This window comes from Streptomyces sp. SM10 (assembly GCF_002910915.1).
Taxonomy (GTDB): Bacteria; Actinomycetota; Actinomycetes; order Streptomycetales; family Streptomycetaceae; genus Streptomyces.
Genome location: NZ_NEUF01000030.1, coordinates 41104 through 66794, shown reverse-complemented (window position 1 = coordinate 66794; position 25691 = coordinate 41104). Strand labels below are relative to the sequence as shown.

29 protein-coding genes and 1 tRNA gene are annotated in these 25691 nt (G+C 70.0%); 16 read left to right on the top strand and 14 right to left on the bottom strand.

The annotated features are described in order from the left end of the window. Positions 1-193: 193 nt before the first annotated feature. From B9S57_RS02535 to B9S57_RS02525, 3 genes are all read left to right on the top strand, one after another. Complete coding sequence (locus B9S57_RS02535; RefSeq protein WP_258036184.1) at positions 194-1318, top strand: sensor histidine kinase; 1125 nt, start codon at positions 194-196, stop codon at positions 1316-1318. Further along, entirely contained in the window at positions 1315-2022 is a 708-nt protein-coding gene (locus B9S57_RS02530) for a response regulator transcription factor (protein WP_103513883.1), read from the top strand. The genes B9S57_RS02535 and B9S57_RS02530 overlap by 4 nt, the downstream gene beginning before the upstream one ends. 69 nt (positions 2023-2091) lie before the next feature. Then, complete coding sequence (locus B9S57_RS02525; protein ID WP_103513882.1) at positions 2092-2634, top strand: signal peptidase II; 543 nt, start codon at positions 2092-2094, stop codon at positions 2632-2634. 359 nt (positions 2635-2993) lie between these two features. Here the strand turns inward: B9S57_RS02525 and B9S57_RS02520 are convergent, their stop codons facing one another. The 5 genes from B9S57_RS02520 to B9S57_RS02500 form a co-directional block, all read right to left on the bottom strand. After that, entirely contained in the window at positions 2994-3653 is a 660-nt protein-coding gene (locus B9S57_RS02520) for a hypothetical protein (protein WP_103513881.1), read from the bottom strand. Then, positions 3650-4480 (bottom strand): ABC transporter ATP-binding protein, encoded by an 831-nt coding sequence (locus B9S57_RS02515; RefSeq protein ID WP_219818544.1) that lies wholly within the window; start codon positions 4478-4480, stop codon positions 3650-3652. Before B9S57_RS02515 ends, B9S57_RS02520 begins: the two co-directional genes overlap by 4 nt. Before the next feature lie 421 nt (positions 4481-4901). Further along, a complete protein-coding gene (locus B9S57_RS02510; RefSeq protein WP_103513879.1) occupies positions 4902-5372 on the bottom strand; it encodes a hypothetical protein in 471 nt (156 codons plus the stop codon). Next, positions 5369-5770 carry an ATP-binding protein gene (locus B9S57_RS02505; protein ID WP_103513878.1) on the bottom strand — a complete coding sequence of 134 codons (402 nt, stop codon included), beginning with the start codon at positions 5768-5770 and terminating at the stop codon, positions 5369-5371. Before B9S57_RS02505 ends, B9S57_RS02510 begins: the two co-directional genes overlap by 4 nt. A gap of 8 nt (positions 5771-5778) precedes the next feature. Next, complete coding sequence (locus B9S57_RS02500) at positions 5779-6207, bottom strand: hypothetical protein (RefSeq protein ID WP_103513877.1); 429 nt, start codon at positions 6205-6207, stop codon at positions 5779-5781. A 155-nt stretch (positions 6208-6362) separates the two neighbouring features. Here B9S57_RS02500 and B9S57_RS02495 point away from each other — a divergent pair, with 155 nt between their 5' ends. The 4 genes from B9S57_RS02495 (at position 6363) to B9S57_RS02480 (ending at position 9485) form a co-directional block, all read left to right on the top strand. Further along, complete coding sequence (locus tag B9S57_RS02495) at positions 6363-7463, top strand: DNA-binding transcriptional regulator (protein ID WP_103513876.1); 1101 nt, start codon at positions 6363-6365, stop codon at positions 7461-7463. 14 nt (positions 7464-7477) lie between these two features. Next, a complete protein-coding gene (locus B9S57_RS02490; protein ID WP_103513913.1) occupies positions 7478-8146 on the top strand; it encodes a YdcF family protein in 669 nt (222 codons plus the stop codon). Next, the gene (locus tag B9S57_RS02485) at positions 8088-8882 is read left to right on the top strand and encodes a WbqC family protein (protein ID WP_181011205.1); all 795 of its coding nucleotides are present in this window, start codon (positions 8088-8090) and stop codon (positions 8880-8882) included. Before B9S57_RS02490 ends, B9S57_RS02485 begins: the two co-directional genes overlap by 59 nt. A 393-nt stretch (positions 8883-9275) precedes the next feature. Next, positions 9276-9485: a hypothetical protein gene (locus B9S57_RS02480; RefSeq protein ID WP_146057702.1), complete on the top strand. Its 210-nt coding sequence runs from the start codon at positions 9276-9278 to the stop codon at positions 9483-9485. Between the two features lie 215 nt (positions 9486-9700). On the opposite strand, the gene B9S57_RS02475 is transcribed toward B9S57_RS02480, so the two are convergent. Further along, a tRNA-Pro gene (locus B9S57_RS02475) sits at positions 9701-9774 on the bottom strand. A gap of 99 nt (positions 9775-9873) precedes the next feature. Further along, positions 9874-10812 (bottom strand): metallophosphoesterase, encoded by a 939-nt coding sequence (locus B9S57_RS02470; RefSeq protein WP_103513874.1) that lies wholly within the window; start codon positions 10810-10812, stop codon positions 9874-9876. A gap of 79 nt (positions 10813-10891) precedes the next feature. Between B9S57_RS02470 and B9S57_RS02465 the strand changes: the two genes are divergently transcribed. Continuing rightward, positions 10892-11356, top strand: coding sequence for a GatB/YqeY domain-containing protein (locus B9S57_RS02465; RefSeq protein WP_103513873.1), 465 nt, complete (start codon positions 10892-10894; stop codon positions 11354-11356). Between the two features lie 111 nt (positions 11357-11467). Here the strand turns inward: B9S57_RS02465 and B9S57_RS02460 are convergent, their stop codons facing one another. Further along, a complete protein-coding gene (locus B9S57_RS02460; protein WP_103513872.1) occupies positions 11468-13699 on the bottom strand; it encodes a transglycosylase domain-containing protein in 2232 nt (743 codons plus the stop codon). 399 nt (positions 13700-14098) lie between these two features. Between B9S57_RS02460 and B9S57_RS02450 the strand changes: the two genes are divergently transcribed. After that, positions 14099-14458, top strand: a complete 360-nt coding sequence (locus tag B9S57_RS02450; protein ID WP_181011204.1) for a WhiB family transcriptional regulator — start codon at positions 14099-14101, stop codon at positions 14456-14458. A 43-nt stretch (positions 14459-14501) separates the two neighbouring features. Here the strand turns inward: B9S57_RS02450 and B9S57_RS02445 are convergent, their stop codons facing one another. Together B9S57_RS02445 and B9S57_RS02440 are read right to left on the bottom strand one after the other, a co-directional pair. Next, on the bottom strand, positions 14502-15950 hold the full coding sequence (locus B9S57_RS02445) for an ArsA family ATPase (protein WP_103513869.1): 1449 nt from the start codon (positions 15948-15950) through the stop codon (positions 14502-14504). Then, positions 15947-16981 (bottom strand): ArsA-related P-loop ATPase, encoded by a 1035-nt coding sequence (locus B9S57_RS02440; protein WP_103513868.1) that lies wholly within the window; start codon positions 16979-16981, stop codon positions 15947-15949. Before B9S57_RS02440 ends, B9S57_RS02445 begins: the two co-directional genes overlap by 4 nt. 71 nt (positions 16982-17052) lie before the next feature. Between B9S57_RS02440 and B9S57_RS02435 the strand changes: the two genes are divergently transcribed. The 4 genes from B9S57_RS02435 (at position 17053) to B9S57_RS02420 (ending at position 19668) form a co-directional block, all read left to right on the top strand. Beyond that, the gene (locus tag B9S57_RS02435; protein ID WP_019992579.1) at positions 17053-17211 is read left to right on the top strand and encodes a DUF4177 domain-containing protein; all 159 of its coding nucleotides are present in this window, start codon (positions 17053-17055) and stop codon (positions 17209-17211) included. Beyond that, complete coding sequence (locus tag B9S57_RS02430) at positions 17211-17681, top strand: RidA family protein (protein ID WP_103513867.1); 471 nt, start codon at positions 17211-17213, stop codon at positions 17679-17681. The genes B9S57_RS02435 and B9S57_RS02430 overlap by 1 nt, the downstream gene beginning before the upstream one ends. 188 nt (positions 17682-17869) lie before the next feature. After that, positions 17870-18841, top strand: a complete 972-nt coding sequence (locus tag B9S57_RS02425) for an NUDIX hydrolase (protein ID WP_258036182.1) — start codon at positions 17870-17872, stop codon at positions 18839-18841. Continuing rightward, complete coding sequence (locus B9S57_RS02420; RefSeq protein WP_103513866.1) at positions 18838-19668, top strand: MBL fold metallo-hydrolase; 831 nt, start codon at positions 18838-18840, stop codon at positions 19666-19668. Before B9S57_RS02425 ends, B9S57_RS02420 begins: the two co-directional genes overlap by 4 nt. Before the next feature lie 105 nt (positions 19669-19773). Here the strand turns inward: B9S57_RS02420 and B9S57_RS02415 are convergent, their stop codons facing one another. Continuing rightward, complete coding sequence (locus tag B9S57_RS02415) at positions 19774-20448, bottom strand: Crp/Fnr family transcriptional regulator (RefSeq protein WP_031090867.1); 675 nt, start codon at positions 20446-20448, stop codon at positions 19774-19776. 253 nt (positions 20449-20701) lie between these two features. On the opposite strand from B9S57_RS02415, the gene nth reads away from it, so the two are divergent. The 3 genes from nth to B9S57_RS02400 all read left to right on the top strand — a co-directional run bounded on the left by nth (position 20702) and on the right by B9S57_RS02400 (position 23740). Then, on the top strand, positions 20702-21625 hold the full coding sequence (gene nth, locus B9S57_RS02410; protein ID WP_374935904.1) for an endonuclease III: 924 nt from the start codon (positions 20702-20704) through the stop codon (positions 21623-21625). Between the two features lie 80 nt (positions 21626-21705). Further along, positions 21706-22443, top strand: coding sequence for a CoA pyrophosphatase (locus B9S57_RS02405; RefSeq protein ID WP_103513864.1), 738 nt, complete (start codon positions 21706-21708; stop codon positions 22441-22443). A gap of 91 nt (positions 22444-22534) precedes the next feature. After that, entirely contained in the window at positions 22535-23740 is a 1206-nt protein-coding gene (locus B9S57_RS02400) for a MarP family serine protease (RefSeq protein WP_103513863.1), read from the top strand. Positions 23741-23861: 121 nt separating this feature from the next. On the opposite strand, the gene B9S57_RS02395 is transcribed toward B9S57_RS02400, so the two are convergent. From B9S57_RS02395 to B9S57_RS02385, 3 genes are all read right to left on the bottom strand, one after another. Further along, positions 23862-24065 (bottom strand): hypothetical protein, encoded by a 204-nt coding sequence (locus B9S57_RS02395; protein WP_103513862.1) that lies wholly within the window; start codon positions 24063-24065, stop codon positions 23862-23864. Positions 24066-24170: 105 nt separating this feature from the next. Next, positions 24171-25145, bottom strand: coding sequence for an alpha/beta fold hydrolase (locus B9S57_RS02390; protein WP_103513861.1), 975 nt, complete (start codon positions 25143-25145; stop codon positions 24171-24173). Continuing rightward, positions 25142-25672, bottom strand: coding sequence for a phage holin family protein (locus tag B9S57_RS02385; protein WP_103513860.1), 531 nt, complete (start codon positions 25670-25672; stop codon positions 25142-25144). Before B9S57_RS02385 ends, B9S57_RS02390 begins: the two co-directional genes overlap by 4 nt. Positions 25673-25691 lie beyond the last annotated feature (19 nt).

Sequence of the window (25691 nt, the reverse complement as noted above, 5' to 3'; positions counted from 1 at the left end):
GTCCACCCCTGGGTGGAGTACGGCCGCCGGCTGCCGGCGGCACCCCACTGTGGGTGGAGCGGTGGTGTCGGCCGCAGGATGGAGGTGCCGCGGTGTATCCCCTCGGTATGGTCGAGCGGTGCAAGCAGGTACGGCTGTGGACGACGACCCTCCCCTCCTGGCTCGGCGGCTGAGCCGGCGCCAACGCACAACCATGGACTGCGTGCTCGTGCTCGGCTATGCGGCCGCGCTGTTGTTGACCGGGCCGGCGGGGGACTCGTCGGCCGCACAGCCGTCCTCGACACCGGTGCCGTGGGAGCGGCTCGTGCTCGTCGCCGCGGCCACGGTGCCTGTCGCCGTCCGGTGGATCTGGCCGGTGCCCGTGTTCGTGGTCGTGCTGGCGGTCACGGCCGTGGCGGTCGCGCGGGACCAGGCGTGGGACCCATTCCTGTCGGGGGCGTTCGCCCTCTACACCGTCGCCGTCATGGCGAGGCCGCGCCGTTGGTGGCGGCGATGGCTGCCCGGCCTGGCGATCGCCGTGTTGTCGGTCGCCGGCATGGTCGCGGCCGCGCGGGCCGGCGGAACGGACCGGTGGCACAACGGCCCGGGTCTGCTGCTGCTCGGCTTCGTCGCGCTGCTCGGCGCCTGGGAGCTGGGACGCGCCGCGCGGCAAAGACGTGCCTTCGCCGTGCGGGCGGCCGAGCAGCTCGCGCAGCGCGCCGTCACCGAGGAACGCCTGCGAATCGCCCGCGAGTTGCACGACGTCGTCACCCACAGCATGGGCCTGATCGCGGTCAAGGCCGGCGTCGCCAACCACGTGCTCCACGTCCGGCCGCAGGAGGCGTACGACGCACTGCAGGTCATCGAGCGCACGAGCCGCACCGCGCTGAACGACATGCGCCAGATGCTCGGCGTGCTTCGCGCGTCCGAAGGTGAACGGCAGGTCGCGGCCCTTGGCCCGGCGCCCGGAACCGATGCTCTTGCCGAGCTGGTCCGGCAGGCCGGCGCGCGGTTGGCCATGCGCGGTGTCGACAACCTTCCAGACGCCATCGCGCTGGCCGTCTATCGGATCGTGCAGGAGGCACTGACCAACGTCGCCAAGCACACCGCCCCCGCGACCCGTTGCCGAGTGGTGGTCGACGCGAACGGCCGCGAGGTCCGGCTCGATATCGTCGACGACGGCGCCGGCCGGGCGAACCTCGCGATGACACCGGGCGGACACGGCATCGTGGGCATGCGCGAACGCGTCGCCGTCCATGGCGGGACCCTTACCGCCGGACCGTGCCCGACGGGCGGCTTCGCGGTCCGGGCGATACTGCCGTACGAGGAGAACGCTTGACCCGGCCCGGCGATCTAGCCGACAACGCGATACGCGTGCTGATCGCCGACGACCAGGCGCTGTTGCGCGGCAGCCTGCGGGTGCTCGTCGACACCGAGCCCGGCCTGACGACCACGTCGGAGGCTGCCACCGGGGCCGAGGCCGTGCGGCTTGCCCGGCGGGATCCCCCGGATGTGGTCCTGATGGACGTGCGCATGCCCGAGATGGACGGCATCGAGGCGACCCGGCTGATCTGCGGCTCCCCCGAGACCGCGAACGTCAAGGTGCTGATCCTGACGATGTTCGACCTGGACGAGTACGTCTACGCCGCCCTACGAGCCGGCGCCAGTGGCTTCCTGCTCAAGGACACGCCACCAGGCGAGCTGCTCGCGGCGATCCGGCTCCTCGCCGCCGGCGATGCTCTTTTGGCGCCGGCGGTGACGCGGCGCCTGATCGCGGAGTTCGCCCGTCGCCCGGAGCCCTCGCGACCGCTGAGTCCCACCCTGGACGGCGTCACCGCGCGCGAACGCGAGGTCCTCACCCTCATCGCCCGCGGCCTGTCCAACACCGAAATCGCCGGACGGCTCTTTCTCGGCGTTGCCACCGTCAAGACCCACGTCAACCACCTGCTCGGCAAGCTCGCCGCGCGCGATCGCGCCCAGCTGGTGATTGCCGCGTACGAGAGCGGCCTGGTGACGGCGGCAGCCCCGCCGATCGGTGGCTGAGAGTCGCCGTCGGGCGGACGGCTGACCACCACGAATGCAGGTAACAACCACATGAGAAGGAGGCAGCGAATGACGCGGCTGAATCGGGGATCGGGACGGTTGTACAGCGTGATGCTCACGCTGGCGGCAGTGGTCCTGCTCGTGGACCAACTCACCAAGTTCTGGGCGGTCTCCGCGCTGTCCACCGGCGAGAGCGTCACCGCGATCCCGACTCTGATCCATTTCCGGCTGTTGTACAACGCCGGCGCCGCGTTCTCCATCGGCTCCGGCGCGACATGGGTGTTCGCCCTGGCGACGGCGGGCGCAGTGGTCGGCATCCTCTATGCCGCACGCCGACTGACCTCTCGTCGGTGGGCGCTTGTGCTGGGCACGCTACTCGGCGGCACGATGTCCCACTTGGGCGACAGGCTCTTCCGCGCGCCCGGCTTCGCCCGCGGGCATGTCGTGGACTTCATCGACTACGGTCCTTTCGTAGGGAACGTCGCCGACATTGCACTCGTCTGCGGATGCGCTGCGCTGGCGCTGCTCTGCCTACGTGGTGTGCCGCTCGCCAAGACACCAGGCGAAGAGCCCTCCCCTGACGTGTCTACGGCAACGTCTGACTCGACATAGCCTGACGACTGAACCTCCGCGCCGTCTCGGAAGGCAGCACGCGAACCGATGTCCGTTTCGCGCTTGCCGGGGCTTCTGCCCACGGCTGCCACCTGGCGCTACCGCTTCCACCCGCGCCTGACACAGCACCAATGAGAGCCCGAAGCCATGAGAGGTGATTTGGGCGCCCGCTTCGACAGTACGGGCCCGTGCTCACGCCAGGAGGACGCGGTCGGTCAAGCAAGCTGGCTGAGTCCAGCAGCAGTGAGGTCCTGCTCGCGCAGCGGGGTGAAGTCGACGTCGAGTTTCGGGTCGTACGCGTCGGGCTGAGTGGATCAGGAAGCGCCCGGCAGGCCCAGGGGCGGATGAGGGCCGGCGGTCTATTCCCTGCGCCCGGCGACGAACTGCGTGGCGGCGGTGAACACGGCAAGGATCATCGCGGAGATCGCCAGCATGACGCCGGTGGGGGCGAGCAGTTCCGCCGCGTCGGGGGTGGTGGCCATCAGGGTGAACAGGCGGTTGACCGGAGGCATGCCCTTGGCGAAGAGAGCTCCCATCACCAGCGCGAGGGCAGCGATCAGCGCGTAGCCCTGCCGTTTGAAGACCAGCCGTGAACACAGCACGCCGATGGCGATGCCGACGAGGGCGCAGGTGAGCTGCGCCTCCAGGCCCAGCAGGAGATCGGTCGTGGTCACCACGTAGTCGCCCATCCACAGCGGGAAGAACAGCCCGAAGGTCATCAGCACGAGACAGCTCAGCAGGGCCGTGCCGATCGCCGCGAGCAGCACCGTGAGCGACCGGCCGCCCGCGGTGACGACGACGATCGCCCGCTGCGGCGGGTCGTCCAGGCTCATCAGCGCGATCGTCAGCCAGGTCGAGCAGATGAACAGGGCGCCGGCGGAGGAGGCGTAGGCCGGAGGCAGCGGGCCGCTGCCGTTGACGGTCAGCACGCTCATCAGGCCCATGAACAAGAGCAGCGGGGCGAGGTAGCGCTGCGTGTGCAGCACGGTGGCGAAGGTGTAGCGCATGAGTGCGATCACCGCATGTCTCCGTTCGTCGCGGAGTTCGGCGTCCGGTGGTGGTCCGTGGTGGTCCCGGTGACGGTCTCGACGGACCAGCCGTGCTGGAGCGCGGTGAACAGCAGGGCGTCGGTGGACTCGCGTCCCACGCGCAGCCTGACGCCAGAGACGTCCCGGCGCACCGCGGTGACGCCGTCCAGTTGCTCCCAGGCGAGGTCCTGCGGTACGCGGCCGTCGCGGCCCGCGGTCAGGACGACGTCGGACACCGGCCGCTGCTCGGTGGCCTGCGGCTCGGGTCCCTCCAGGCACACGCGGCCCCTGCTGACCGTGTAGGTCCGGGTGGCGCGGGCCCGGGTGACCGACTCGCGGTGGTCGGTGAACACGACGGTGCTCCCGGAGGCCGCGACCCCGGTCATGATCTCGGCGAGCACGCCGTGGGCGTCGGCGTCCAGCCCGGACCACGGCTCGTCCAGGACGAGAAGTCCGGGTTCCACCAGGAGGGCCTGGGCCAGCGCGACCTTCTGCGCGTTGCCCTTTGACAGGCTCCGTAGGGGGGCGTGCTTGCCGCCCACCAGGGCGAGGCGGTCCAGCAGCTGGCCGGCCCGCGCCGAGGCGGCCGAGGTGGTCAGCCCGCGGACGCGGCCCATGTGTGTCAGGTACGCCGCGGCCGACATGCGTTCGTTGGGTGAGAACCGGTCCGGGACGTACCCGACGACGGGCGGCCGGGCGGCCACTGTGCCGCGGGTCGGCCGGGACAAGCCCACCGCGATCCGCAGCAGTGTCGACTTCCCTGATCCGTTCCCGCCGGCGAATGCCACGATCTCGCCGGCCGGGGCCTCCACGTCCACGTCTCTCAGGATCCAATCGCCACGGCCATAGCGCTTGCTCACTGATTGAAGACGTAACAACTGATCTCCCTCGTCCGGTATGACACCCCCAGATGCTCGCAGATTCCGGGGCCCGTCCGTTCCGCATCCAGGATGCCGACTGCGCTCTGGGAGACAGGCTTTGATACCCCGTTATAACGGGGACTAGTGGTAGCCCTGACCGGGCTGCCTCAGTCATTACGGCCACGAGGCAACCCCGCAGGGAGGCGCGATGATTCAGATCACTCTCGGCAAGCAAAAGGACGTCGACCCGAACAGTGATCCCCGCCAGCGCTCGCAGATCGGTTGAAGCGAGGGCCGCGTCCACAGTCCCGTCGTTCGGCTCCCATGACAGTTCACTCTCATCTGTCGCGTCCGGGGGCCGTGCGGGAAGTCCAGGTGGTCAGCGGATGCGGGCGAGTCCGAACAGCAGCCGGTCGGCGGCGAGCGCGTCGTCCAAGTAGGTGTCGAGGCGGGCGGCGTCAGCGGTCTGCGGCAGTGGGTCCAGTCCGAGCAGGAGGACGGCCCCGCTGTTGCTGGCGACCAGTTCGGTCCAGGGCCGGCGGGTGGGCAGCCGCAGCTTGCGGGCGGTGCCGGGAAAGCTCATCAGCACTTGCCCGCCGACGACCTGCAGGCATCGGGCGAGCTCGCGAACGGGCGCCCGGGAGCTGGCCAGGCCGCCGAGGCTGTCGGAGAGCCGACGCATCCGGGCCTCGACCGCCTCGGCAGCGTCGGGGCCTGTGAAGGCCGGGTTGTGGGTGATCAGGATGTGCGCGACCTCGCGGCCGTCCGGACTGGTGCCCGGCCAGGTCCAGGAAGCGAGCGAGACCAACAGCCGTAGTTCCGGACCGGATGGGGTGAGGATGACGGTCATGACGTCGTCCCTCCCTCAGCTTTGAAACAGGACCAGACGACTTTCCCGACCGGGGTGCGGTCCAGAACGCCCCAGTCGTCGGCGAGCACGCTCACCAGCGTCAGGCCGCGTCCGGACAGGTCCGTGTCGGCGGCCTGGCGGACCGCGGGGAGCCGGCGGCGGCTGTCGTGCACTTCCAGCCGTACTTCTCCCTCGTCGGCGACCAGCTTGACCAGGAAGCCGTGGTCGGCGACGGTGCCGTGAACCAGGGCGTTCGTGGCGAGCTCGGAGACGCAGAGCCGGATGTCCTCGGCGCGGTCGTGCAGGCCCCATCCGGCCAGGGCATCCGTAACGAACTTTCTGGCCTGGCCGATCGATTCGGGCCGGGCCGTGAAGAACCGCCGGGTCGTCTCGGTCATTGCCGTCCTCATGACTCGGCGTCCAGAACGCGGGCATTCCCTGCGCTGCGTCGGCGAACGGGACCGTGGTGGGAGACCGGCAGGTGTGCGGTGCGGGGGCGGCGGACCAGCAGCAATCGGGAGCCGGCCGTCTCGATCCGGTGTCTGCGCTGGGCGGCTATGGCCTTCGGCCCCAGGTGCGACATGGCCGGGGCGATCACGCCATAGACGTCCGGCAGGGCCAGCAGGTCCAGCAGCCCGGTGAACGCCGCCGAGTCGGGCCCAGAACTCACGTCGCGGTCGGTGAAGACGCCGGAAAGTTGCAGCTCGTGGCTGCGGCAGTACTCGGCGAGCGACGCGGCCAACGCCGCATGCCGGGCCGCGGGCACCTTCACCAGCCGCAGGAGGCCGTAGACGACCGGACCGTTGATCTGGCGATGCTCCGTGAGGGGTTCCATGCTGAGGACCGTCCAGAGGGCTCGACAACTGATGACCCCTTCAGCGTGGCTGCCCGCCAACCCCGGGCCAATCACCGCCCGTTCTACTTCCGTTCCACTTCCGTCCCGCCGACTGCACGGAGCGTGCTTCGATGGCTGGCGGAAGGGAGCGACGTGTGGCGACCGTGCACCAGTGGACCGGCCTGGAGGCCAAGGCCCTGCGTCTCGCCCTGCGACTGAGCGTGCGTGCCTTCGCCCAGCAGCTCGGCCTGGCCGTCGCGACGGTCTCCAAGTGGGAGTCCAAACTCGCCGGCACCGAACCCAGACCCGACACCCAGGCCATCCTCGACACCGCGCTCAGCCGCGCGGACGCCGCCGTCCACCTGCGCTTCGAGACGCTCTTGTCCGAGATGACCAGCCCCTTGACCTCCGCTCGGCGACGTATTGCCCCCTCCGGGCCCCGGGCCTGGGAGTACGAGTCGTGGGCCGACGACCTCGACCGGGTCGTGGTCGCCCTGTCCCGGCAGAACTTCACCTTCGCCGACAGCCTCCTTGCGCGGTGGCTGGGCCGGTTCAAGGCCCCCGAGCTGGACGAGAAGGGCCTGTATCTGTTCGCCCGTTCGACCGCCTTGCTCGGCGACCTCAAGCGCGACCAGGGCGTCGTCCTGGGCCCGCTGTCGGCCCAGTACTCCTACGCAGGCGCCCGATCCGTCTTCACCCAGCTCGACATCCCCCGCCGGGTCGCCCAGCTCGACCTGTCCCTCGCGGTGGTCACCGAGATGTCCGGGGAGCTGGAGAGCGCCGCCCGCAACTACGAAACCCTCGCCGTCGACGACCGGCTATCGCGGCGTGACCGGGCCCGCGCGAGGCTGTGGGTGGGTACCGCGCTTAGCAAGGACGGCAACCACGAATATGCGAGCCGCGTCATGCAGGCCGCGACCCGCGACTTCGAAGACCTCCAGGAACCCGACGACTGGTCGGTGGCCCACCAAAAGCTTGCCCTCGCCGCCCGCGGCGCCGGCGACCTCCCCCAGGCCCTACATTTCATCGACATCGCCCGCCACTGCGGGACCACCGAATCACCGATGCAACGCGTGCGACTGGACACCGCTCTTGGCCACATCCTGCTCTCCGACACGGCGACCCGGGATGATGGACACCTCGTCCTCGGCCAGGCCGCCAAGGTGGCCGCGCAGTACGGACTCGTGCACCAACTGCGCAGTATCGAGGGCATCAAGGCCATGAGCGAGGGGCCGACCGGCCCCCGGCAACGGTGACCAGGGAGAAGCGCGTGAGCGACAGCCAGCAGAGCATCACCGAGGACCAGTGGCGCCAGGCCAAGCTGATCTGGGACTACCACCAGATGCAGCACGAGCTGCGGCCCGTCAATGTGGCGATCGGGCTGGGCAGCCACGACCTCGGTGTCGCTGCCCACTCCGCCGAGCTGTATCAGGCCGGGCTCTTTCCGACCCTGGTGTTCACCGGCGGCAACAGCCCGACCACCGCCCAGGTCTTCCCGCGCGGCGAGGCCGTCCACTTCCGCGAGCACGCCATCGACCTGGGCGTCCCCGCCGAGGCGATCCTGCTGGAACCGAACGCCGGTAACACGGGACAGAACATCACCTTCTCCCGGGAGGTCCTCGCCGGCGCCGGCATCACCCCGACGACGGTGCTGCTGGTCTCCAAGCCCTACATGGAACGGCGGTCGTTCGCGACCGCCCGCAAGCTTTGGCCCGACGTTGAGATCCTCTGCGCGTCGGAGCCGCTGGAGTTCGACGATTACGTGAAGTCCATCGGCGACGAGAAGCTCGTCCTGGACATGCTCGTCGGTGACCTCCAGCGGGTGATCGAGTATCCGAAGCTCGGTTTCGCCATCGAGCAGGAGGTCCCGGAGGACGTGCATGCCGCGTACGAGTTTCTCATCCACGACGGCTTCACCAGCCGCCTCATCACCTCGTGATCTGCCCCAGCCGGGCGGGCTGTGTGCCGTTCACCAGCCGAATTTCCTGCCCCGGCTGACCACGCTGGCCAAGCTGTTCGCGGCGGACTACTGGATCGTCCTGGACGACGTGCAGTTCACCCGCCGCGACTACCAGCATCGAGCCCGCCTCGCCGACCTCGGCGACCCGGCCCGCCACCAGTGGCTCACTCTCCCCACTCACCTGCCCCAGGGACGTTCGACCCTCATCAGGGACGCGGTGATCGCCGAGCCGGAGCGGACCCGCCGCCGGACCGCGGGGATGCTCCGGCAGCACTATGGCGCCAGCCCGCACTGGCCCGCCCTCGCCCAGGCTCTGGACCCGGTGCTGGATGCCTTCACCACCGGCCGGACCGCTGCCGCCGCCGAGACCTCCACCCGCGTACTGCTGGACCTGCTCGGCTGGAAGGGCAAGATCCTCACCAGCAGCCGACTGCCCTCCCGGCCGGGCCGGTCCCAGCGGCTCGCGGACCTCGCAGCCGCAACCGGAGCCCGCTCGTATCTGTGCGGGACCGGCGGCATGGGATATCTCGACCAGACCTCCTTCGCTGTCCAGGGCATCGACGTGACACCGTTCCGGCCCCCGGCCTGCAATATCTGGGCCTCCGGCCGCCGCATCAGTGCCCTGTGGGCCCTCGCCGCGCTCGGGCCGGACGCCATGGCTGCCCGCCTCCGGGCGCTCGCCGCCGACCAAGCCGTCCTGCAGCCAGCCGCTTGACCACGATGTCTCCTCGACCACGAAACACCCAGCCGACTTGGATCTAAGCCATACGTGGGTTTCGTCCGGAGCTAGGGGTTGAGGCGCAAATACTCCGGATGATCCCGGCATCGGAAACCGGGGACCGCACCTCGATCAGGTATGGCGGCCAAGTCGATCTCACCCTTCGCGATCCGCGTCCTCGTGCGCCGCTTGAGAGTGGTGTTGCACCGACCCGAGCAGACGTGCCGATCGCGGTGCTCCCAGTGCGCGCTCTTTGGCACGGGCACTCCGCAGATCCGGCAAGGTTCGCCGCCCGTGGCACGTTCCGCAGCCGTGAGGATGGGGTTCCAGTAAGGATCGCCAGGAACCTTGCGGCTCCTGGCGGGGTCGGGCACCGGAGGCGTCCCCGGTGTGAGCGTCTGCATCGGGCGCCGCACCTTCGGCGCGTCCTTCGGGCGTTCGACCCGCTGCCTCTTGGCAGCCGAGGCACGGCAAGGATCGGAGCAGTACTTCTGGCTGCGCGGGCGCCAATACTCCATCACCGTGCCGCAGACCGAGCACGGGCGACCCGCTCGTTCAGAGGCGCTGTTGTCGGCGTCGTCGGTGCTGCTGAAGCCGTAGTCCACAGGCTGTCCTCAGGTCGAGTGGTCGACTGAAGTTCGCGACCGCGCAGGTGCGAGCGGACGCGTGGGAGGCGTGCCTCCCTTGTCGGGCGATCGGCCGCTGGGAGAAGCCGACCAAGATCTTCTCCCAGATTTCTCCCAAACGATCTCCGGGAACGAGTCAGGGGCCTGATCCACTAAGTGGATCAGGCCCCTGACCTGGTGTTTCAGCTGTCGGGGTGGCGGGATTTGAACCCACGACCTCTTCGTCCCGAACGAAGCGCGCTGCCAAGCTGCGCTACACCCCGATGTCCACCGGTTGTCCCGGCGACATCGATAACCTTAGCCCACCCGCGCCCCGAGGCGAAATCCGGTTTCCCGCCGGGGCGCGTGCGAGGCACAGGGCCTCAGTCGCGGGGCGTCAGCGTCAGCAGGGTCGCCTCCGGCGGGCAGGCGAAGCGGACCGGGGTGTAGCGGTTCGTGCCGCAGCCCGCCGAGACGTGGAGGTAGGACCGCTGATCGCCGACCGTGTGGCCGGAGAGGCCCTTCACCCGGTCCGTGTCCAGGTCGCAGTTGGTGACGAGGGCGCCGTAGAAGGGGATGCAGAGCTGCCCACCGTGGGTGTGGCCCGCCAGGATCAGGGGGTAGCCGTCCGCGGTGAAGGCGTCCAGCGAGCGCAGGTACGGGGCGTGGACGACGCCGATCGAGAGGTCCGCGCCCGTTTCGGGGCCGCCGGCGACCTCGGCGTAACGGTCCCGCTTGATGTGGGGGTCGTCCAGCCCGGTGAAGGCGATCTCGAGCCCGTCGGCCTTGATCATGCCCCGGGTGTTCGAGAGGTTCTGCCAGCCGGCCACGTCGAAGGCGTCCCGCATCGGTTCCCACGGGTTGTGGACGACGTTGACGGCCGGCGCGTTTCCGTTCAGCCCGGTCCTGCCCTGCGCCTTCTCCATGAGGTAGCGCACCGGGTTGCGGAGCTTCGGCCCGTAGTAGTCGTTGGAGCCGAAGACGTAGACCCCCGGGAACTCCATCAGCGGGCCGAGGGCGTCGAGCAGCTCCGGTACGGCCTCCGGGTCGGAGAGGTTGTCGCCGGTGTTCACCACGAAGTCCGGCCGCAGGCCCGCCAGCGACTGCAGCCAGGCGCGCTTCTTGCGCTGGCCGCTCACCATGTGGATGTCGGAGACCTGGAGTACGCGCAACGGGCGTGCCCCGTGCGGGAGTACGGGAATCGTGATGCGGCGGAGACGGAACGACCGGGCCTCGAACCCGGCCGCGTACACGAGGCCGGCGGCACCGACCGCTGCGCCGACTGCCGTGACTTTCAGGGGTACTCCGTAGCGTGCGCGCATGGGGCCATCGTCGCAGAAACGGTGCGGTGCGACGAAAACAGGAGGGCGGTAGGTGCCCCGTACCTGTCACAATCGCCGCATGACCACGCTCAAGTCCAAGCTCAAGGAAGACCTCACCACGGCCATGAAGGCGCGTGACGAGCTCACCTCGTCCACCCTCCGGCTCACCCTCACCGCGATCACCAAGGAAGAGGTCAGCGGCAAGACGTCGCGCGAGCTCTCCGACGACGAGGTGCAGAAGGTGATCGCCAAGGAGGCGAAGAAGCGCCGCGAGGCGGCCGAGGCCTTCGCACAGGGCGGCCGGACGGAGCAGGCCGAGCGCGAGAAGGCCGAGGGTGAGCTGCTCGACGCGTACCTGCCCAGGCAGCTCTCCGACGACGAGCTGCAGGGGATCGTGGCGCAGGCCGTCGAGGAGGCGAAGGCGGGCGGCGCCGAGGGGCCGCGGGCGATGGGCGCCGTCATGAAGATCGTCAACCCCAAGGTGGCGGGGCTGGCCGAGGGCGGCCGGGTCGCCGCCACGGTGAAGAAGCTGCTCGCGGGCTGACCGGCCCGGACGCACCCGCGACGGCCGGGAGGCCCGACGGACGAAAGCAGGAGGGGCACCCCGCCCGGGGTGCCCCTCCTCCTTCATGATGCCGTCACGTGCCCCGGCCGGTCAGGGGCCGTTGCCGCCGCGCCCGCCGCGCCCGCCGTCGTTGCCGCCGATGATGCCGGGCGGCAGGGTGATCCCGCCGATGGGGTCGTTCGTGCCGGGCTTGCCGCCGTCGTCGTCGCCGCGGCCCTTGTCCCTCCCCTTGTCCTTCTCCTTCTCCTTGGCACGCGGCACCGAGACCGGATTGAAGGCCGGGGTCTCCGAGGCGTTCAGGGCACCGGTCATCGCGGTCTTCCAGATGGGGCCGGGAAGGCAGCCGCCGCAGACCTTGTCGTAGTACTGGCCGCCGATGGTGATGTTGTACATCGGCACCTTCTTGCCGACGTCCGCGCCCACCCACACCGCGGTGGAGAGGTTCGGCGTGTAACCGACGAACCAGGCGTCCACGCGGTCGTTGGTGGTACCGGTCTTGCCCGCGTTGTCGCGGTCCGTCAGCCCCGCATGGGTGCCGGTGCCGTCCTCGACGACGCCCTTGAGCATGTGGTTGATGGTGTCGGCCGTCTTCTCGCTCATCGCCTGCGAGCACGAGGACTTGGGTACGTCGATCTTCTTGCCGTTCGAGTCCGTGATGGCGTCGATGGCGACCGGCGTGCAGAACGTGCCACGGTTGGCGAACGCCGCGTACGTGGCGGCCATGCCGAGCGGGGTGCTCTCCGTGCCGCCCAGCGTGATCGACGGGTGGCTGTCGGAGAGGGGCTTGCCGTCACCGCGCTCGTAGCCGAGCTTCTTCGCCATGGTGACCGTCTCGCACAGTCCGGCCTGCTGCTCCAGCTTGGCGAAGTAGGTGTTGATCGACTTGCCGAGCGCGCTCGTCATGTCGAAGGCGCCCTTCTCGGACTCCAGCTCGTTCTGGAGGTCCCAGTTCCCGCTGCCGACCGGCGATCCCGCGCAGTTCCGGTAGGACTTCATCGGCACGGAGATCTTCCAGTCCGAGGTGTAGCTCTGCGCCGGGCTGATCCCCTTCTCCAGGGCCGCGGCGGCCGTGATCGGCTTGAAGGTGGAACCGACCTGGAAGCCGTAGGTGCTGCCGCCCATCCTGTTGCTGACGGCGAGGTTGAGTACTGTCTCGTTCTTCTTCTGGTCCAGGCCGTACGGCCTGGACTGGGCCATCGAGAGGATCTTGCCGGTGCCGGGCTCGACCTGCACCACCGAGGCGGCGACCTTGTCGTCCTTGTTGACCTTCGAGGTGGCCGCCTCGTCGGCCGCCTGCTGCGCACGCGGCGAGAGCGTGGTCCTGACGGTCAGGCCGCCCAGGTTCCACAGCTTGGTGCGCTCCTCCTTGGTCTTCCCGAAGATCGGGTCGGTCAGGACGGTCTTGCGCACGTAGTCGCAGAAGAACCCGGCGCCGCTGACGGCCGTGATGCAGCCACTGTTCGGCTTGCTGACCTTGAGCTTGATCGGGGTGGCGGCGGCCTTGGCCGCCTCGTCCTGGGAGATGTCGCCGACGGCGGCCATGCGCTGCAGCACGGTGTTGCGGCGCTTGGTCGCCTCCTCCGCGTCGTTGACCGGGTCGTAGCGGGTCGGCGACTGGACGAGGCCGGCCAGCATCGCCGCCTCCTCGAGCTTCAGGTCCTTGGCGTGCTTGGAGAAGTAGCGCTGGGAAGCCGCCTCGATGCCGTAGGCCTGCTGCCCGAAGAACGTGATGTTGAGGTAGTTCTCCAGGATCTTCTTCTTGCCGAGCTCTTCCTCGACCTGGATCGCGTACTTCAGCTCCCGGACCTTGCGCCCCAGGGTCTGCTGCGTGGCCTCGGCGACCTTCTCCGGGTCGTCGCCCGCCTCTTCGACGAACACGTTCTTCACGTACTGCTGGGTGAGGGTCGAGGCACCTTGCGCGGTGCCTCCCTCCTGCACGTTGCGGTTCATCGCGCGCAGGATGCCCTTGAGGTCCACCGCGCCGTGCTCGTAGAAGCGCGAGTCCTCGATCGCGATGATCGCGTCCTGCATGTACGGAGAGATGTTCTTGAGCGGGACGACGGTGCGGTCGCGCGAGTAGTCCGTCGCGATGAGCCCGCCCTCGTTGTCCAGGATCGTGATCCGCTGGCTCAGCGGCGGGGTCTTGAGGTTGGAAGGGATCTCGTCGAATCCCTCGACCGTCCCCTTGGCGGCGAGCCCGAGTGCGCCGGCGGCCGGCAGTGCGATGCCGGCCAGCACAGCTCCGGAGAGTGCGGCGACACCGAGGAACTTGGCGGCCTGCTGGGTCGTCGTCAGACCCCCGCCTGAGCGCTTCTTTGGCATGGGGGCAGCCTACGTTCTCATTCGCCGGACACGCGTATAGGCCTTGGCCTAAGCTGCTCTCAACTGTCACAGCAGTCCGTTTTTGTATCAACCCCCCTGCATGGCCTTCTGCGGAATTCAGCCACCTGTCGAGGCGCTCCCGAAATCGCCCCATGTGTCAGTGAATGTCCGTTGCGACTTAGGGGGTCCTGTCCCGATTCCATCGGGATGGTCGCTCATGTCCTCTCGTCACTCCCCTGGGTGATCTACCGCGTACGCATAGTCCGTTCGGGCCATTCAAGATTGGGCCCGAAGGGGGTGTTGTGCTGTCGCCACCTTCCGTAACGTCCTCAACTGGCAGCGGTGAATATGCCGCTGCCGCCGTGGGGGAGCCTCGATTCGGGAGAGGACGGCGCCGGCATGGGCTGGGTAACCGACTGGAGTGCGCAGGCAGCCTGCCGCACTACCGATCCGGATGAATTGTTCGTACAAGGGGCAGCGCAGAACAGGGCCAAGGCGGTGTGCACCGGATGCCCGGTGCGGACCGAGTGCCTGGCCGACGCGCTGGACAATCGCGTCGAGTTCGGCGTGTGGGGCGGAATGACGGAGCGGGAGCGCCGCGCACTGCTGCGGCGACGGCCCACAGTGACGTCCTGGCGGCGCCTGCTGGAGACCGCGCGCAGTGAGTACGAGCGGTCCACGGGCATGCTGCCCGCAGCAGTGGGCCTGGAGGACGACCTGCACGACGACCTGCACGAGACGTTCGCCGCCGTGGGGTAGTGCCACGGGGCGGCCCGGAGTGGCGGAGGCCCTGGTGGTGTTCCTACGCAGCTCCGGCCGGGGCAGAAGCGGAACCGGTCGCGAGCCGTTCCCCGATGGCCCTGAGGCCTGAGAGGTCGTGCACGTCACCCGGCAGCGCGGCCACCTCGGTCACCGGGACCTCGGGGTGGAGCGTGGTGAAGCGCTCGCGTGTGTGCTGTTCGCGTGCGACGACCTGCATCCGCTCGGCGTGCAGGCGCAGTAGTCCCGCGGCCAGCTGATCGACGGATACCTCGACGGACACGGCGTCCGTGACGGGTGTGTCGTGCGTGTCTGCTTCCGTGTCCGTGGGTGGCCCGGACGGGTCAGGCGACTTCCGGCCACGGCTGTGCGGCTCGGAGGTCTGTGACGTCCGGTCGTGCGGGGGCGGCTCCTGCTGTGGCGGCTCGTGCGGGGAGGGCTCGTCGTCGTGCTCGGGGGAGAGAGGCGACTCCGCGGCGTCGGGAGAGGTGGGGGCCACCGGGTCCGTCGGGTCGCCAAAGCCAGCCTTCCCGGCCGTCTGATCCACAATGCCGGCGTCCTCAAGATTTTCTGCGGCGGCCACCGCCCGCTCCGCGGAGAGCCTGGAGGCCTCGCTGCCGTGCACCCGGTTGAGGACGAGGCCGGCCAGCGGCATCTCCTCCGCGGCCAGCCGTTCCACGAAGTAGGCGGCCTCGCGCAGGGCGTCCCGCTCCGGCGTCGCCACGACGAGGAACGCCGTACCGGGCGCCTGGAGCAGTTTGTACGTCGCGTCGGCCCGGGTACGGAATCCGCCGAACATGGAGTCCATCGCCGCGACGAACGTCTGTACGTCGCGCAGGAACTGTCCGCCGAGCAGTTTGCCGAGCGTGCCCGTCATCATCGACATGCCGACGTTGAGGAACTTCATCCCCGCCCGCCCGCCGATCTTCGCCGGGGCGATCAGCAGCCGGATGAACTTCCCGTCCAGGAAGGAGCCGAGACGTTTCGGCGCGTCCAGGAAGTCCAGCGCGGAACGGGACGGCGGGGTGTCGACGATGATCAGGTCCCACTCGTCGCGTGCCCTCAGCTGCCCCAGCTTCTCCATCGCCATGTACTCCTGCGTGCCCGCGAACCCGGCCGACAGGGACTGGTAGAAGGGGTTGTCCAGGATCGCGCGGGCCCGTTCGGCGTCCGTGTGCGCCTCGACGGTCTCGTCGAAGGTGCGCTTCATGTCGAGCATCATGGCGTGCAGCTCGCCCTGGCCCTCGATGTCCTCGACCCGGCGCGGGATGTTGTCCAGCTGGTCGATGCCCATCGACTGGGCGAGCCGGCGGGCCGGGTCGATCGTGAGGACGACGACCTTGCGGCCGCGCTCGGCCGCCCGTACCCCGAGCGCCGCGGCGGTCGTGGTCTTGCCCACGCCGCCGGAGCCGCAGCACACGACGATGCGGATCTCCGGGTCGTCCAGCAGCGCGTCGGTGTCCAGCCCCGCGATGTCCGTGCCCAGCGTCATGACGCCACCCCTCGTCCGGAGCCGCGCCGCTTCCCGCCCCGGGGCGTCTGCCCCGCCGCGTCCGCGGTCTCGTCGCCGACCCCCTGTTTACGGAACTCCTCCGCCAGCTCGTACAGCGCCGACAGACTCACTCCCTCGCCCATCAGCGGAAGCTCCGCCATGGGCAGCCCGAGCCCGGCCAGCACCGTGCGCTGCTCACGCTCCAGGCCGACCCGCTGGGCGTGCTCGGCCGCCTGCTCGACCAGAGGCCTGACCAGCCCGGCGGAGCCCGTCACCCCGGCCCGGGTGAGCGCCTTCGCGATCTCCTTGCGGCGGCCCCCCGACGCGGTGCGCAGTGTCTCCTCGTCCAGCAGGTGGGGCCGCACCATGTTGACCACGACCCGGCCAACGGGCAGTTCGGCGGCCCGTAGCTCGTCGATGCCGTCCGCGGTCTCCTGGACCGGCATCTCCTCCAGGAGCGTCACCAGATGGACCGCCGTCTCGGGGGACTTCAGGACCCGCATCACGGCTTGCGCCTGATTGTGTATCGGGCCGATCCGCGCCAGCCCCGCAACCTCGTCGTTCACGTTCAGGAAGCGGGTGATGCGGCCGGTGGGCGGAGCGTCCATGATCACGTGGTCGTAGACGAACCGGCCCTGCTTGTCCTTGCGGCGCACGGCCTCGCAGGCCTTGCCGGTCAGCAGGACGTCCCGGACCCCCGGCGCGATGGTGGTGGCGAAGTCGATCGCGCCGAGCTTCTTCAGCGCCCGGCCGGCGCTGCCCAGCTTGTAGAACATCTGGAGGTAGTCGAGGAGCGCGCGCTCGGCGTCGATCGCGAGGGCGTGGACCTCGCCGCCGCCGGGCGCCACGGCGAGCCTGCGTTCTTCGTAGGGGAGGGCATCGGACTCGAAGAGCTGGGCGATGCCCTGCCTGCCCTCGACCTCGACGAGGAGAGTGCGCCTGCCCTCGGTCGCGAGGGCGAGCGCGAGTGCGGCGGCGACCGTGGTCTTACCGGTCCCGCCCTTGCCGCTGACGACCTGGAACCTGCTCACGTCTTCGAGCCTAACCAGTCGGCAGGCAGGCTACGCACGAGGCCGCGTGTGCCAGGCATTACAGTCGGCTCATGACCAAGTGGGAATACGCGACCGTGCCCCTTCTCGTGCACGCGACCAAGCAGATTCTGGACACCTGGGGCGAGGACGGCTGGGAGCTGGTCCAGGTCGTTCCCGGCCCGAACAACCCCGAGCAGCTCGTGGCCTACCTGAAGCGGGAGAAGCCGTAGTGGCGGGCGCCGTCGAGGCGAAGCTCGCCGAACTCGGCCTGACGCTTCCGGACGTCGTACCGCCGCTGGCCTCCTACCAGCCGGCCGTGCGGTCCGGGGTGTACGTCTACACCTCCGGCCAGCTGCCGATGGTGGACGGCAAGCTCGCCGTGACCGGCAAGGTCGGCGCCGAGGTGACGGCGGACGAGGCCAAGGAGCTCGCGAAGACCTGCGCGCTGAACGCCTTGGCGGCCGTGAAGTCGGTCGCCGGTGACCTCGACCGGATCGCACGGGTCGTGAAGGTCGTGGGCTTCGTCGCCTCGGCCTCCGACTTCACCGGGCAGCCGGGTGTGATCAACGGCGCGAGCGAGCTGCTGGGCGCCGTCCTGGGCGACAAGGGTGTGCACGCCCGCAGCGCGGTGGGTGTCGCCGTGCTCCCGCTGGACGCACCGGTGGAGGTCGAGGTCCAGGTCGAGCTCGTCGACGCCTGATCCCGCGCCTCTCCGATTCCGTCCTCTCCGATCCCGTCCGGCCGTCCGTGGCCGGGCGGGATCGCGTGCGTCACGGCCCGGTGCGGGCATGTGTGCCCCCCCGACCTGCCGGGACCGTGCGCGTTGAGGCCCGGCCGTCAGTCTCCGGGCCCCTCGAACATCGGCGCGGTTCCGGATAGCCTCCGGCCATGTCCAACGGTCAGTGGTACCCACCGGAATGGCCCGCCCGGATCAGGGCCCTCGCCAGCGGCGAGCTGACGGCCGTGACGCCCAGGCGTGCGGCCACGGTGATGCTGCTCCGGGACGGCACACCGGCCCCGGGCGCCGCCGCCGGTCCGTCGGTCCACATGCTGCGCCGGCGCACCACCATGGCCTTTGCCGGAGGCGCGTACGCCTATCCGGGTGGCGGGGTCGACCCGCGCGACGACGACCACCTCGTCGGCTGGGCGGGACCGTCCCTGGAGACCTGGGCCGTCCGGCTGGGCGTCGCCACGGCGGCCGAGGCCCAGGCTGTGGTCTGTGCCGCGGTCCGCGAGACGTACGAGGAGGCGGGCGTCCTGCTGGCCGGGCCGACCGCCGACACCGTCGTGAGCGACACCACGGGCGAGGACTGGGAGGCCGACCGCCAGGCCCTCGTCGACCGGGAGCTGTCCTTCGCGGGCTTCCTGGACCGCCGGGGCCTGGTGCTGCGCTCCGATCTGCTGGCCGCGTGGGCGCGCTGGATCACGCCGGCCTTCGAACCGCGCCGCTACGACACCTGGTTCTTCGTGGCCGCGCTCCCCGAGGGTCAGCGCACCCGGAACGCCTCCACCGAGGCCGACCGGACGGTGTGGATCCGCCCCGGGGACGCCATTGACGGCTACGACAAGGGCGAACTGCTGATGATGCCGCCCACCGTGGCCACCCTGCGGGCGCTCAGGCCGTACGGGACGGCCGCGGAGGCGCTGAAGGCAGCGGATTCCCAGAACCTCGCTCCGGTGCTGGCAGAGGCCCGTATGGAGGGTGACGAGCTGGTGCTCAGTTGGCCGGGCCACGACGAGTTCACCAAGCACATCCCGACCGCGGACGGACCCGCTTCCCCCTCCCCGGCCGACGGAACGGATTCTGTGGGCGACGGACGGGATTCGGTGGCCGACGGAACGGACGGGAATCCCTCATGAGCGACGCGGCCGCACTGCCCGGACAACCCCGCGGCGGCGTCCTCTCCGGACCCGCCACCACCCGGACGGTCAACGTCCTGGCGCCCAACCCCTCGGCGATGACCCTCGACGGGACGAACACCTGGATCGTCGCGGAACCCGACTCGGACCTCGCGGTCGTGATCGATCCCGGTCCGCTCGACGACGCACATCTGCGGGCCGTCGTCGACACCGCGGAGAAGGCGGGCAGGCGTGTCGGGCTCACCCTGCTCACGCACGGCCATCCCGACCACGCGGAGGGTGCCGCCCGCTTCGCCGCGCTCACGGGCACGAAGGTGCGGGCTCTGGACGTGGCGCTGCGGCTGGGCGACGAAGGGCTCTCGGCAGGCGACGTGATCACCACGGGAGGGCTCGAACTCCGTGTCGTCCCCACCCCCGGGCACACCGCGGACTCGCTCTCGTTCCATCTGCCCGCCGACCGTGCGGTGCTGACGGGCGACACGATCCTCGGGCGCGGGACCACGGTCGTCGCCCACCCCGACGGCCGGCTCGGCGACTACCTGGACACCCTGCGGCGGCTGCGCTCGCTGACGGTCGACGACGGGGTGCACACGGTGCTCCCGGGACACGGACCGGTCCTGGAGGACGCACAGGGCGCCGTGGAGTTCTACCTCACCCACCGGGCGAACCGCCTGGCGCAGGTCGAGACGGCCGTCGAGGCCGGCCACCGGACGCCCTCGGAGGTGATGGCGGCGGTCTACGCGGACGTCGACCGGTCCCTCTGGCCGGCGGCGGAGCTGTCGGTGCGTGCCCAGATGGAGTACCTGACGGAGCACGGCCTGATCTGACAGGTCCGGCCGCGCACGCGAAAGGCCCCACCGGTGAGGTGGGGCCTTTCGGTCACAGGTGTCCTGCCGCGGTCGCCGTCCGGTCACCGCCTGCGGGCAGGGGCGTCAGCGGGAGCGCTTCGCCAGCCGCTCCACGTCCAGCAGGATCACGGCGCGTGCCTCGAGCCGGAGCCAGCCGCGGCCCGCGAAGTCCGCGAGCGCCTTGTTGACCGTCTCGCGGGAGGCGCCGACCAGCTGGGCCAGCTCTTCCTGCGTCAGGTCGTGCACGACGTGGATCCCCTCCTCCGACTGCACACCGAAGCGGCGCGACAGGTCGAGGAGCGCGCGGGCGACACGGCCCGGCACATCGGAGAAGACCAGGTCGGACATCTGGTCGTTGGTCTTGCGCAGTCGGCGGGCGACGGCGCGCAGCAGCGCGGTGGCCACCTCGGGGCGGGCGTTCAGCCAGGGCTGGAGGTCTCCGTGACCGAGGCCGAGGAGCTTGACCTCGGTGAGCGCGGACGCCGTCGCGGTGCGCGGGCCCGGGTCGAAGAGCGACAGCTCCCCGATCAGCTCGCCGGGGCCGAGGACGGCCAGCATGTTCTCCCGCCCGTCGGGCGAGGTGCGGTGGAGCTTCACCTTGCCCTCGGTGACCACGTACAGGCGGTCCCCGGGGTCGCCCTCGTGGAACAGCGCGTCGCCGCGCGCGAGGGTCACCTCACTCATCGAGGCGCGGAGCTCCGCGGCCTGCTCGTCATCGAGCGCCGCGAAAAGCGGGGCGCGCCGCAGAACGTCGTCCACGAGTTCTCTCCTTGTCGGCCTGTTCAGGGAAGCGTGGTTTCCATGATGCCGGACGGTAAAACCGTGCGATCGATCACAAACCAGTTTGACGCACGGGCGTGCCGGACCCTACGGCAGGGGGCCGATTGGGCGTGGATACGCGGTGACCGGGGCGGATGTCAGTCCCTGGCTCTAGGCTGGCCGGGTGTCCGGATCGCCGGTGAGAGCGCAGGCCAAGGGGGCTGATGGGGTGTCGGGAGACAAGAATTCCGCTGTGGGCGAACAGGGTGTACGGAGTGGAGAAAAAGCCGCAAAACGCTCGTCGGGGGCGGCGAGGTCCGCCAAGTCGTCGGGAGCGCCCCTGAAACCGCCGGGCGGGTCTCTCGAACCGTCGGCGCGGCCCGCGAATGGACCGTCGGCGCGGCCCGCGAAGCCGGAGTCGCACCTCGCGATGGTCCGCCGCGCCCGCCGGATCAACCGCGAGCTCGCCGAGGTCTACCCGTACGCCCACCCCGAGCTGGACTTCCGTAATCCCTTCGAGCTCCTGGTGGCCACGGTCCTCTCCGCCCAGACCACCGACCTGAGGGTCAACCAGACGACTCCCGCGCTCTTCGCCGCGTATCCGACGCCGGAGGACATGGCCGCCGCCGTGCCCGAGGAGCTGGAGGCGATCATCCGGCCGACCGGCTTCTTCCGGGCGAAGGCGCGGTCGCTCATGGGGCTGTCGGCCGCCCTGAGGGACGACTTCGGGGGAGAGGTCCCCGGGCGGCTGAAGGATCTCGTGAAGCTGCCCGGCGTCGGGCGCAAGACGGCCAACGTCGTCCTCGGCAACGCCTTCGGGGTGCCCGGCATCACAGTGGACACGCACTTCGGCCGGCTGGTCCGCCGCTGGAAGTGGACCGAGCAGGAGGACCCGGAGAAGGTCGAGGCGGAGATCGCGGCGATCTTCCCGAAGAGCGAGTGGACGATGCTCTCGCACCGTGTCGTCTTCCACGGCCGCCGCATCTGCCACTCCCGCAAGCCCGCCTGCGGCGCCTGCCCGATCGCCGCGCTCTGCCCGGCGTACGGCGAGGGCGAGACGGACCCCGAGAAGGCGAAGAAGCTCCTGAAGTACGAGATGGGCGGTCATCCGGGCCAGCGGCTCAGCCCGCCCCCGGACTATCCGGGCAGCCCCGCCCCTCCGCTGGGGGCCGGGTGAGCGGTGTTCCTTCCGGCCCCGGGGCGGGTCCGCGCGGAACGAAATGGCCGACGACAGGCGTTGGAACGACGGGGGTGCCCATGACGCACGCACAGAGCACACGGGCCGCGGCCGACGCGGCCGGCACGGGGAAGGGTGCGCACCACGACAGTGCGCTCACCGTCTCCACCGACGGGCTGCCCGCCTGGCTCCAGCCCGTGGCCCGGGCGGCCCGGACCGTGCAGGCCCAGCAGCTCAGCCGCTTCCTCCCGCCGGAGAGCGGCGCCGGGCGTCAGTCCGCCGTCCTGATTCTCTTCGGCGAGGGGGAGCGCGGTCCGGAGCTGCTGCTCATGGAGCGTTCCGGGACCCTGCGCTCCCACGCGGGGCAGCCGTCGTTCCCCGGCGGCTCCCTCGACCCCGAGGACGGCGACCACACGACCACCGGCCCGCTCAGGGCCGCGCTGCGGGAGGCCGAGGAGGAGACCGGACTCGATCCGAGCGGGGTCCAGCTCTTCGGCGTGCTGCCCAGGCTCTACATCCCCGTGAGCAGCTTCGTCGTCACACCCGTCCTCGGGTGGTGGCGGACCCCCAGCCCGGTGCGCGTCGTCGATACGGCCGAGACCGCGCGGGTCTTCACCGCCCCCGTGGCGGATCTCACGGATCCGGCCAACCGCGTGACGGCGGTCCACCCGAGCGGCCACCGGGGCCCGGCATTTCTGGTCGAATCCGCACTGGTCTGGGGATTCACAGCCGGTGTGATCGACAGGATTGTGCACTACGCGGGGTGGGAACGCCCCTGGGACAGGACCAAGCAGGTGCCGCTCGACTGGCGCGCATGACAGGCTGACTCCCGTGCTGCGCTGTTCCGGGGCCGGCCCGGACCCCGTCGAACCGGACGGGCCAGGCGACGAATCTGCGAGGCTATAGACGGTGAACGTGCTGGACATCCTGCTGCTCGTCGGCGCCGTGTGGTTCGCGGTCATCGGTTACCGCCAGGGTTTCGTCGTCGGCATCCTGTCCGTGATCGGCTTCCTGGGCGGCGGTCTCGTGGCCGTCTACCTGCTGCCGGTCATCTGGGACCAGGTGACCGACGGATCGGAGGTCTCCTCCACCGCGGCGATCGTGGCGGTCGTGATCGTGATCGTGTGCGCGTCCGTGGGGCAGGCGTTCACCACGCACCTCGGCAACAGGCTCCGCCGGTACATCACCTGGTCGCCGGCGCGTGCCCTGGACGCCACCGGCGGCTCCCTGGTCAACGTGGTGGCCATGCTCCTGGTCGCCTGGCTGATCGGCTCCGCCCTGGCAGGTACGTCACTGCCGACGCTGGGCAAGGAGGTCCGCAACTCCTCGGTCCTGCTCGGTGTGTCCCGGGTGATGCCCGATCAGGCCTCCACCTGGTTCACGGACTTCTCCTCCGTCCTGGCGCAGAACGGCTTTCCGCAGGTCTTCAGCCCGTTCGCCAACGAGCCCATCACCGAGGTGGAACCCCCCGACCCCGCGCTGGTCGGCAGCCCGGTCGCCGCCCGGGCCAAGAAGTCCATCGTCAAGGTCGTCGGCATGGCGCCCGGCTGCGGCAAGGTGCTCGAAGGCACCGGATTCGTCTTCTCCGACCGCCGGGTGATGACCAACGCCCATGTGGTCGGCGGCGTCGACGAACCGACCGTCCAGATCGGTGGGGAGGGCCGGCTGTACGACGCCAAGGTCGTCCTCTACGACTGGCAGCGGGACATCGCCGTGCTGGACGTCCCGGACCTGGACGCCGAACCGCTGCGCTTCACCGACAGCGACGACGACGCGGGGAGCGGGGACAGCGCCATCGTCGCCGGGTTCCCGGAGAACGGCGCGTACGACGTGCGCTCCGCCCGCATCCGGGGCCGTATCGACGCCAACGGCCCGGACATCTACCACCGGGGCACCGTGCGGCGCGATGTGTACTCGCTCTTCGCGACGGTGCGCCAGGGCAACTCCGGCGGCCCGCTGCTCACTCCGGACGGCAAGGTGTACGGCGTGGTGTTCGCCAAGTCGCTCGACGATCCGGACACGGGATACGCGCTGACGGGCGACGAGATCCGCCAGGACATCGAGGCCGGCAGGTCCGCGGTCCAGCAGGTCGACAGCCAGGGCTGCGCCCTCTGAGGAACCGCGGTCGGCCCGTGCCGAGGAGGACTACCGTCCGCTGTCGTCGGGTGTCATGAGAGAGGCCCCGGACCTCGAAGGTCCGGGGCCTCTCTCATGACGTCGTTCCCTCGGTCCTACGTCATCCGCGGGGGTGGCGCAGCCGCGCCGAAACCCAACGGGCCCGGCGGTGGAGGATGCGCGGAATGCCCAGCCGCAGATCATGGAAATCGCTCACATCGTGCACCCGGCTCAGCGAGCCGTCCCCCTCGTGAATGCTCGGACCGGCAAGAGCGGTCGAGCGGCGGTTGCGTGCTGCGTCATTGAAGTCGCGCGTCCAGCCCATACCCCGACGTCTGCCCGGCACCCAAGGTCGGTAATCGTGCGCGAGTCAGCCAATTGGCTTATGCGGCAGGCAAGTGGCTGTGCGTCGGACACCCGTGCCCGTCGACTACCTGTCGGGCTCGGGATCCTTGAGCCAGTTGATGAGTTCGGTCGAGAACCCGGCCGGATCCTCCTCATGGGGGAAGTGCCCCAGACCGTCGAAAAGTCGCCACCGGTAGGGCGCCTCGACGTACTCGCCCGACCCCGCGGAACTACGGGTCCGGATCGCCGGATCGAGGGAGCCGTGGAGGTGCAGCGTCGGTACGCGCACCGGTCGCTTCATTCGCCGGTTGAACTGGACGCCGTCCGGACGGGCCAGGGAGCGCACCATCCAGCGGTACGGCTCGATCGAGCAGTGCGCCGTCGACGGGATGCACATCGCGCGCCGGTAGACGTCCACCGTCTTGTCGTCGGGGAAGTCGGAGGTGCGCGGCCCCGACCAGTCGCGGATCAGCCGTGCCACCAACGCCGCGTCGTCCGCGACGAGCTGACGCTCCGGAACCCAGGGCCGTTGGAAGCCCCAGATGTGCGAGCCGGCCCGGGACTGCGAGAGGTCCGAGAGCATCGAGGAACGCCAGCGGCGCGGATGCGGCATGGACGAGACGACGAGCCGTCGCACCAGCTTGGGGCGCATCACCGCGGCGGTCCAGGCGAGATAACCGCCCATGTCGTGTCCCACGAGCGCCGCGTCCGGCTCGCCGAGCGAGCGGATCACACCGGTGACGTCGAGCGCCAGGTTCGCCGGGTCGTAGCCCCGGGGCGTACGGTCGCTGCCGCCGACCCCGCGCAGGTCCATCGCGACCGCTCGGTACCCGGCGTCGGCCAGGGCGGTCAGCTGATGGCGCCAGGTCCACCAGAACTGCGGGAATCCGTGCAGCAGCAGGACCAGCGGGCCGTCACCGAGCTCGGCGATGTGGAAGCGCGCGCCGTTGGCCGCCACGTCGCGGTGGGTCCAGGGCCCGTCGAGGCGGACGGGACTGCCGGAGCCGGCCGGCCCCAGCGGGCCCACCGTGCCGGAGGCGCCGTAATCGGGGTCGGTCATGTGGACGAGCGTGTCACAGGGAGAGCCTTGTCCTGGACAGGCCGGCTCTCGACGGCCTCGTCCGCGAGTGTGCTGCCCTGCGCCTGCTCGATCGCGCGTGCGCCGACCACGGGGCGGGGATGCGGCTTGACGCCCTGCAGGACCGCCGCGGTCTGCTTGGCCGAAGCGATGGACTTCTCCGGCGGCTTGACCTTCTTGAACTTGGCGAGCCCGAAGAGGGCGAGCAGGAGGCCCAGAAGGATGAACGCACCGCCGACGATCAGGAACGACCAGGCGAGACCGAGCCCGAGATTGTGGATCCCGTAGGCGGCGGCGAAGCTCAGCACGGGGATCGCGAACAGGATCAGCACACCCGTGACGATGAACGCCAGGCTGCCGATCACGCCGCGCTTGACGTCCTGGCGCACCTCGGCCTTCGCCAGGGCGATCTCGTCGTGCACCAGCGCGGACATCTCGGCGGTGGCCGAAGCGAACAGCTGTCCGAGACTACGGTCGGTGCTGCCCGCGTAGTTGCCGGGGTCGCTCATCCCTGACTCCCTCTTCTCT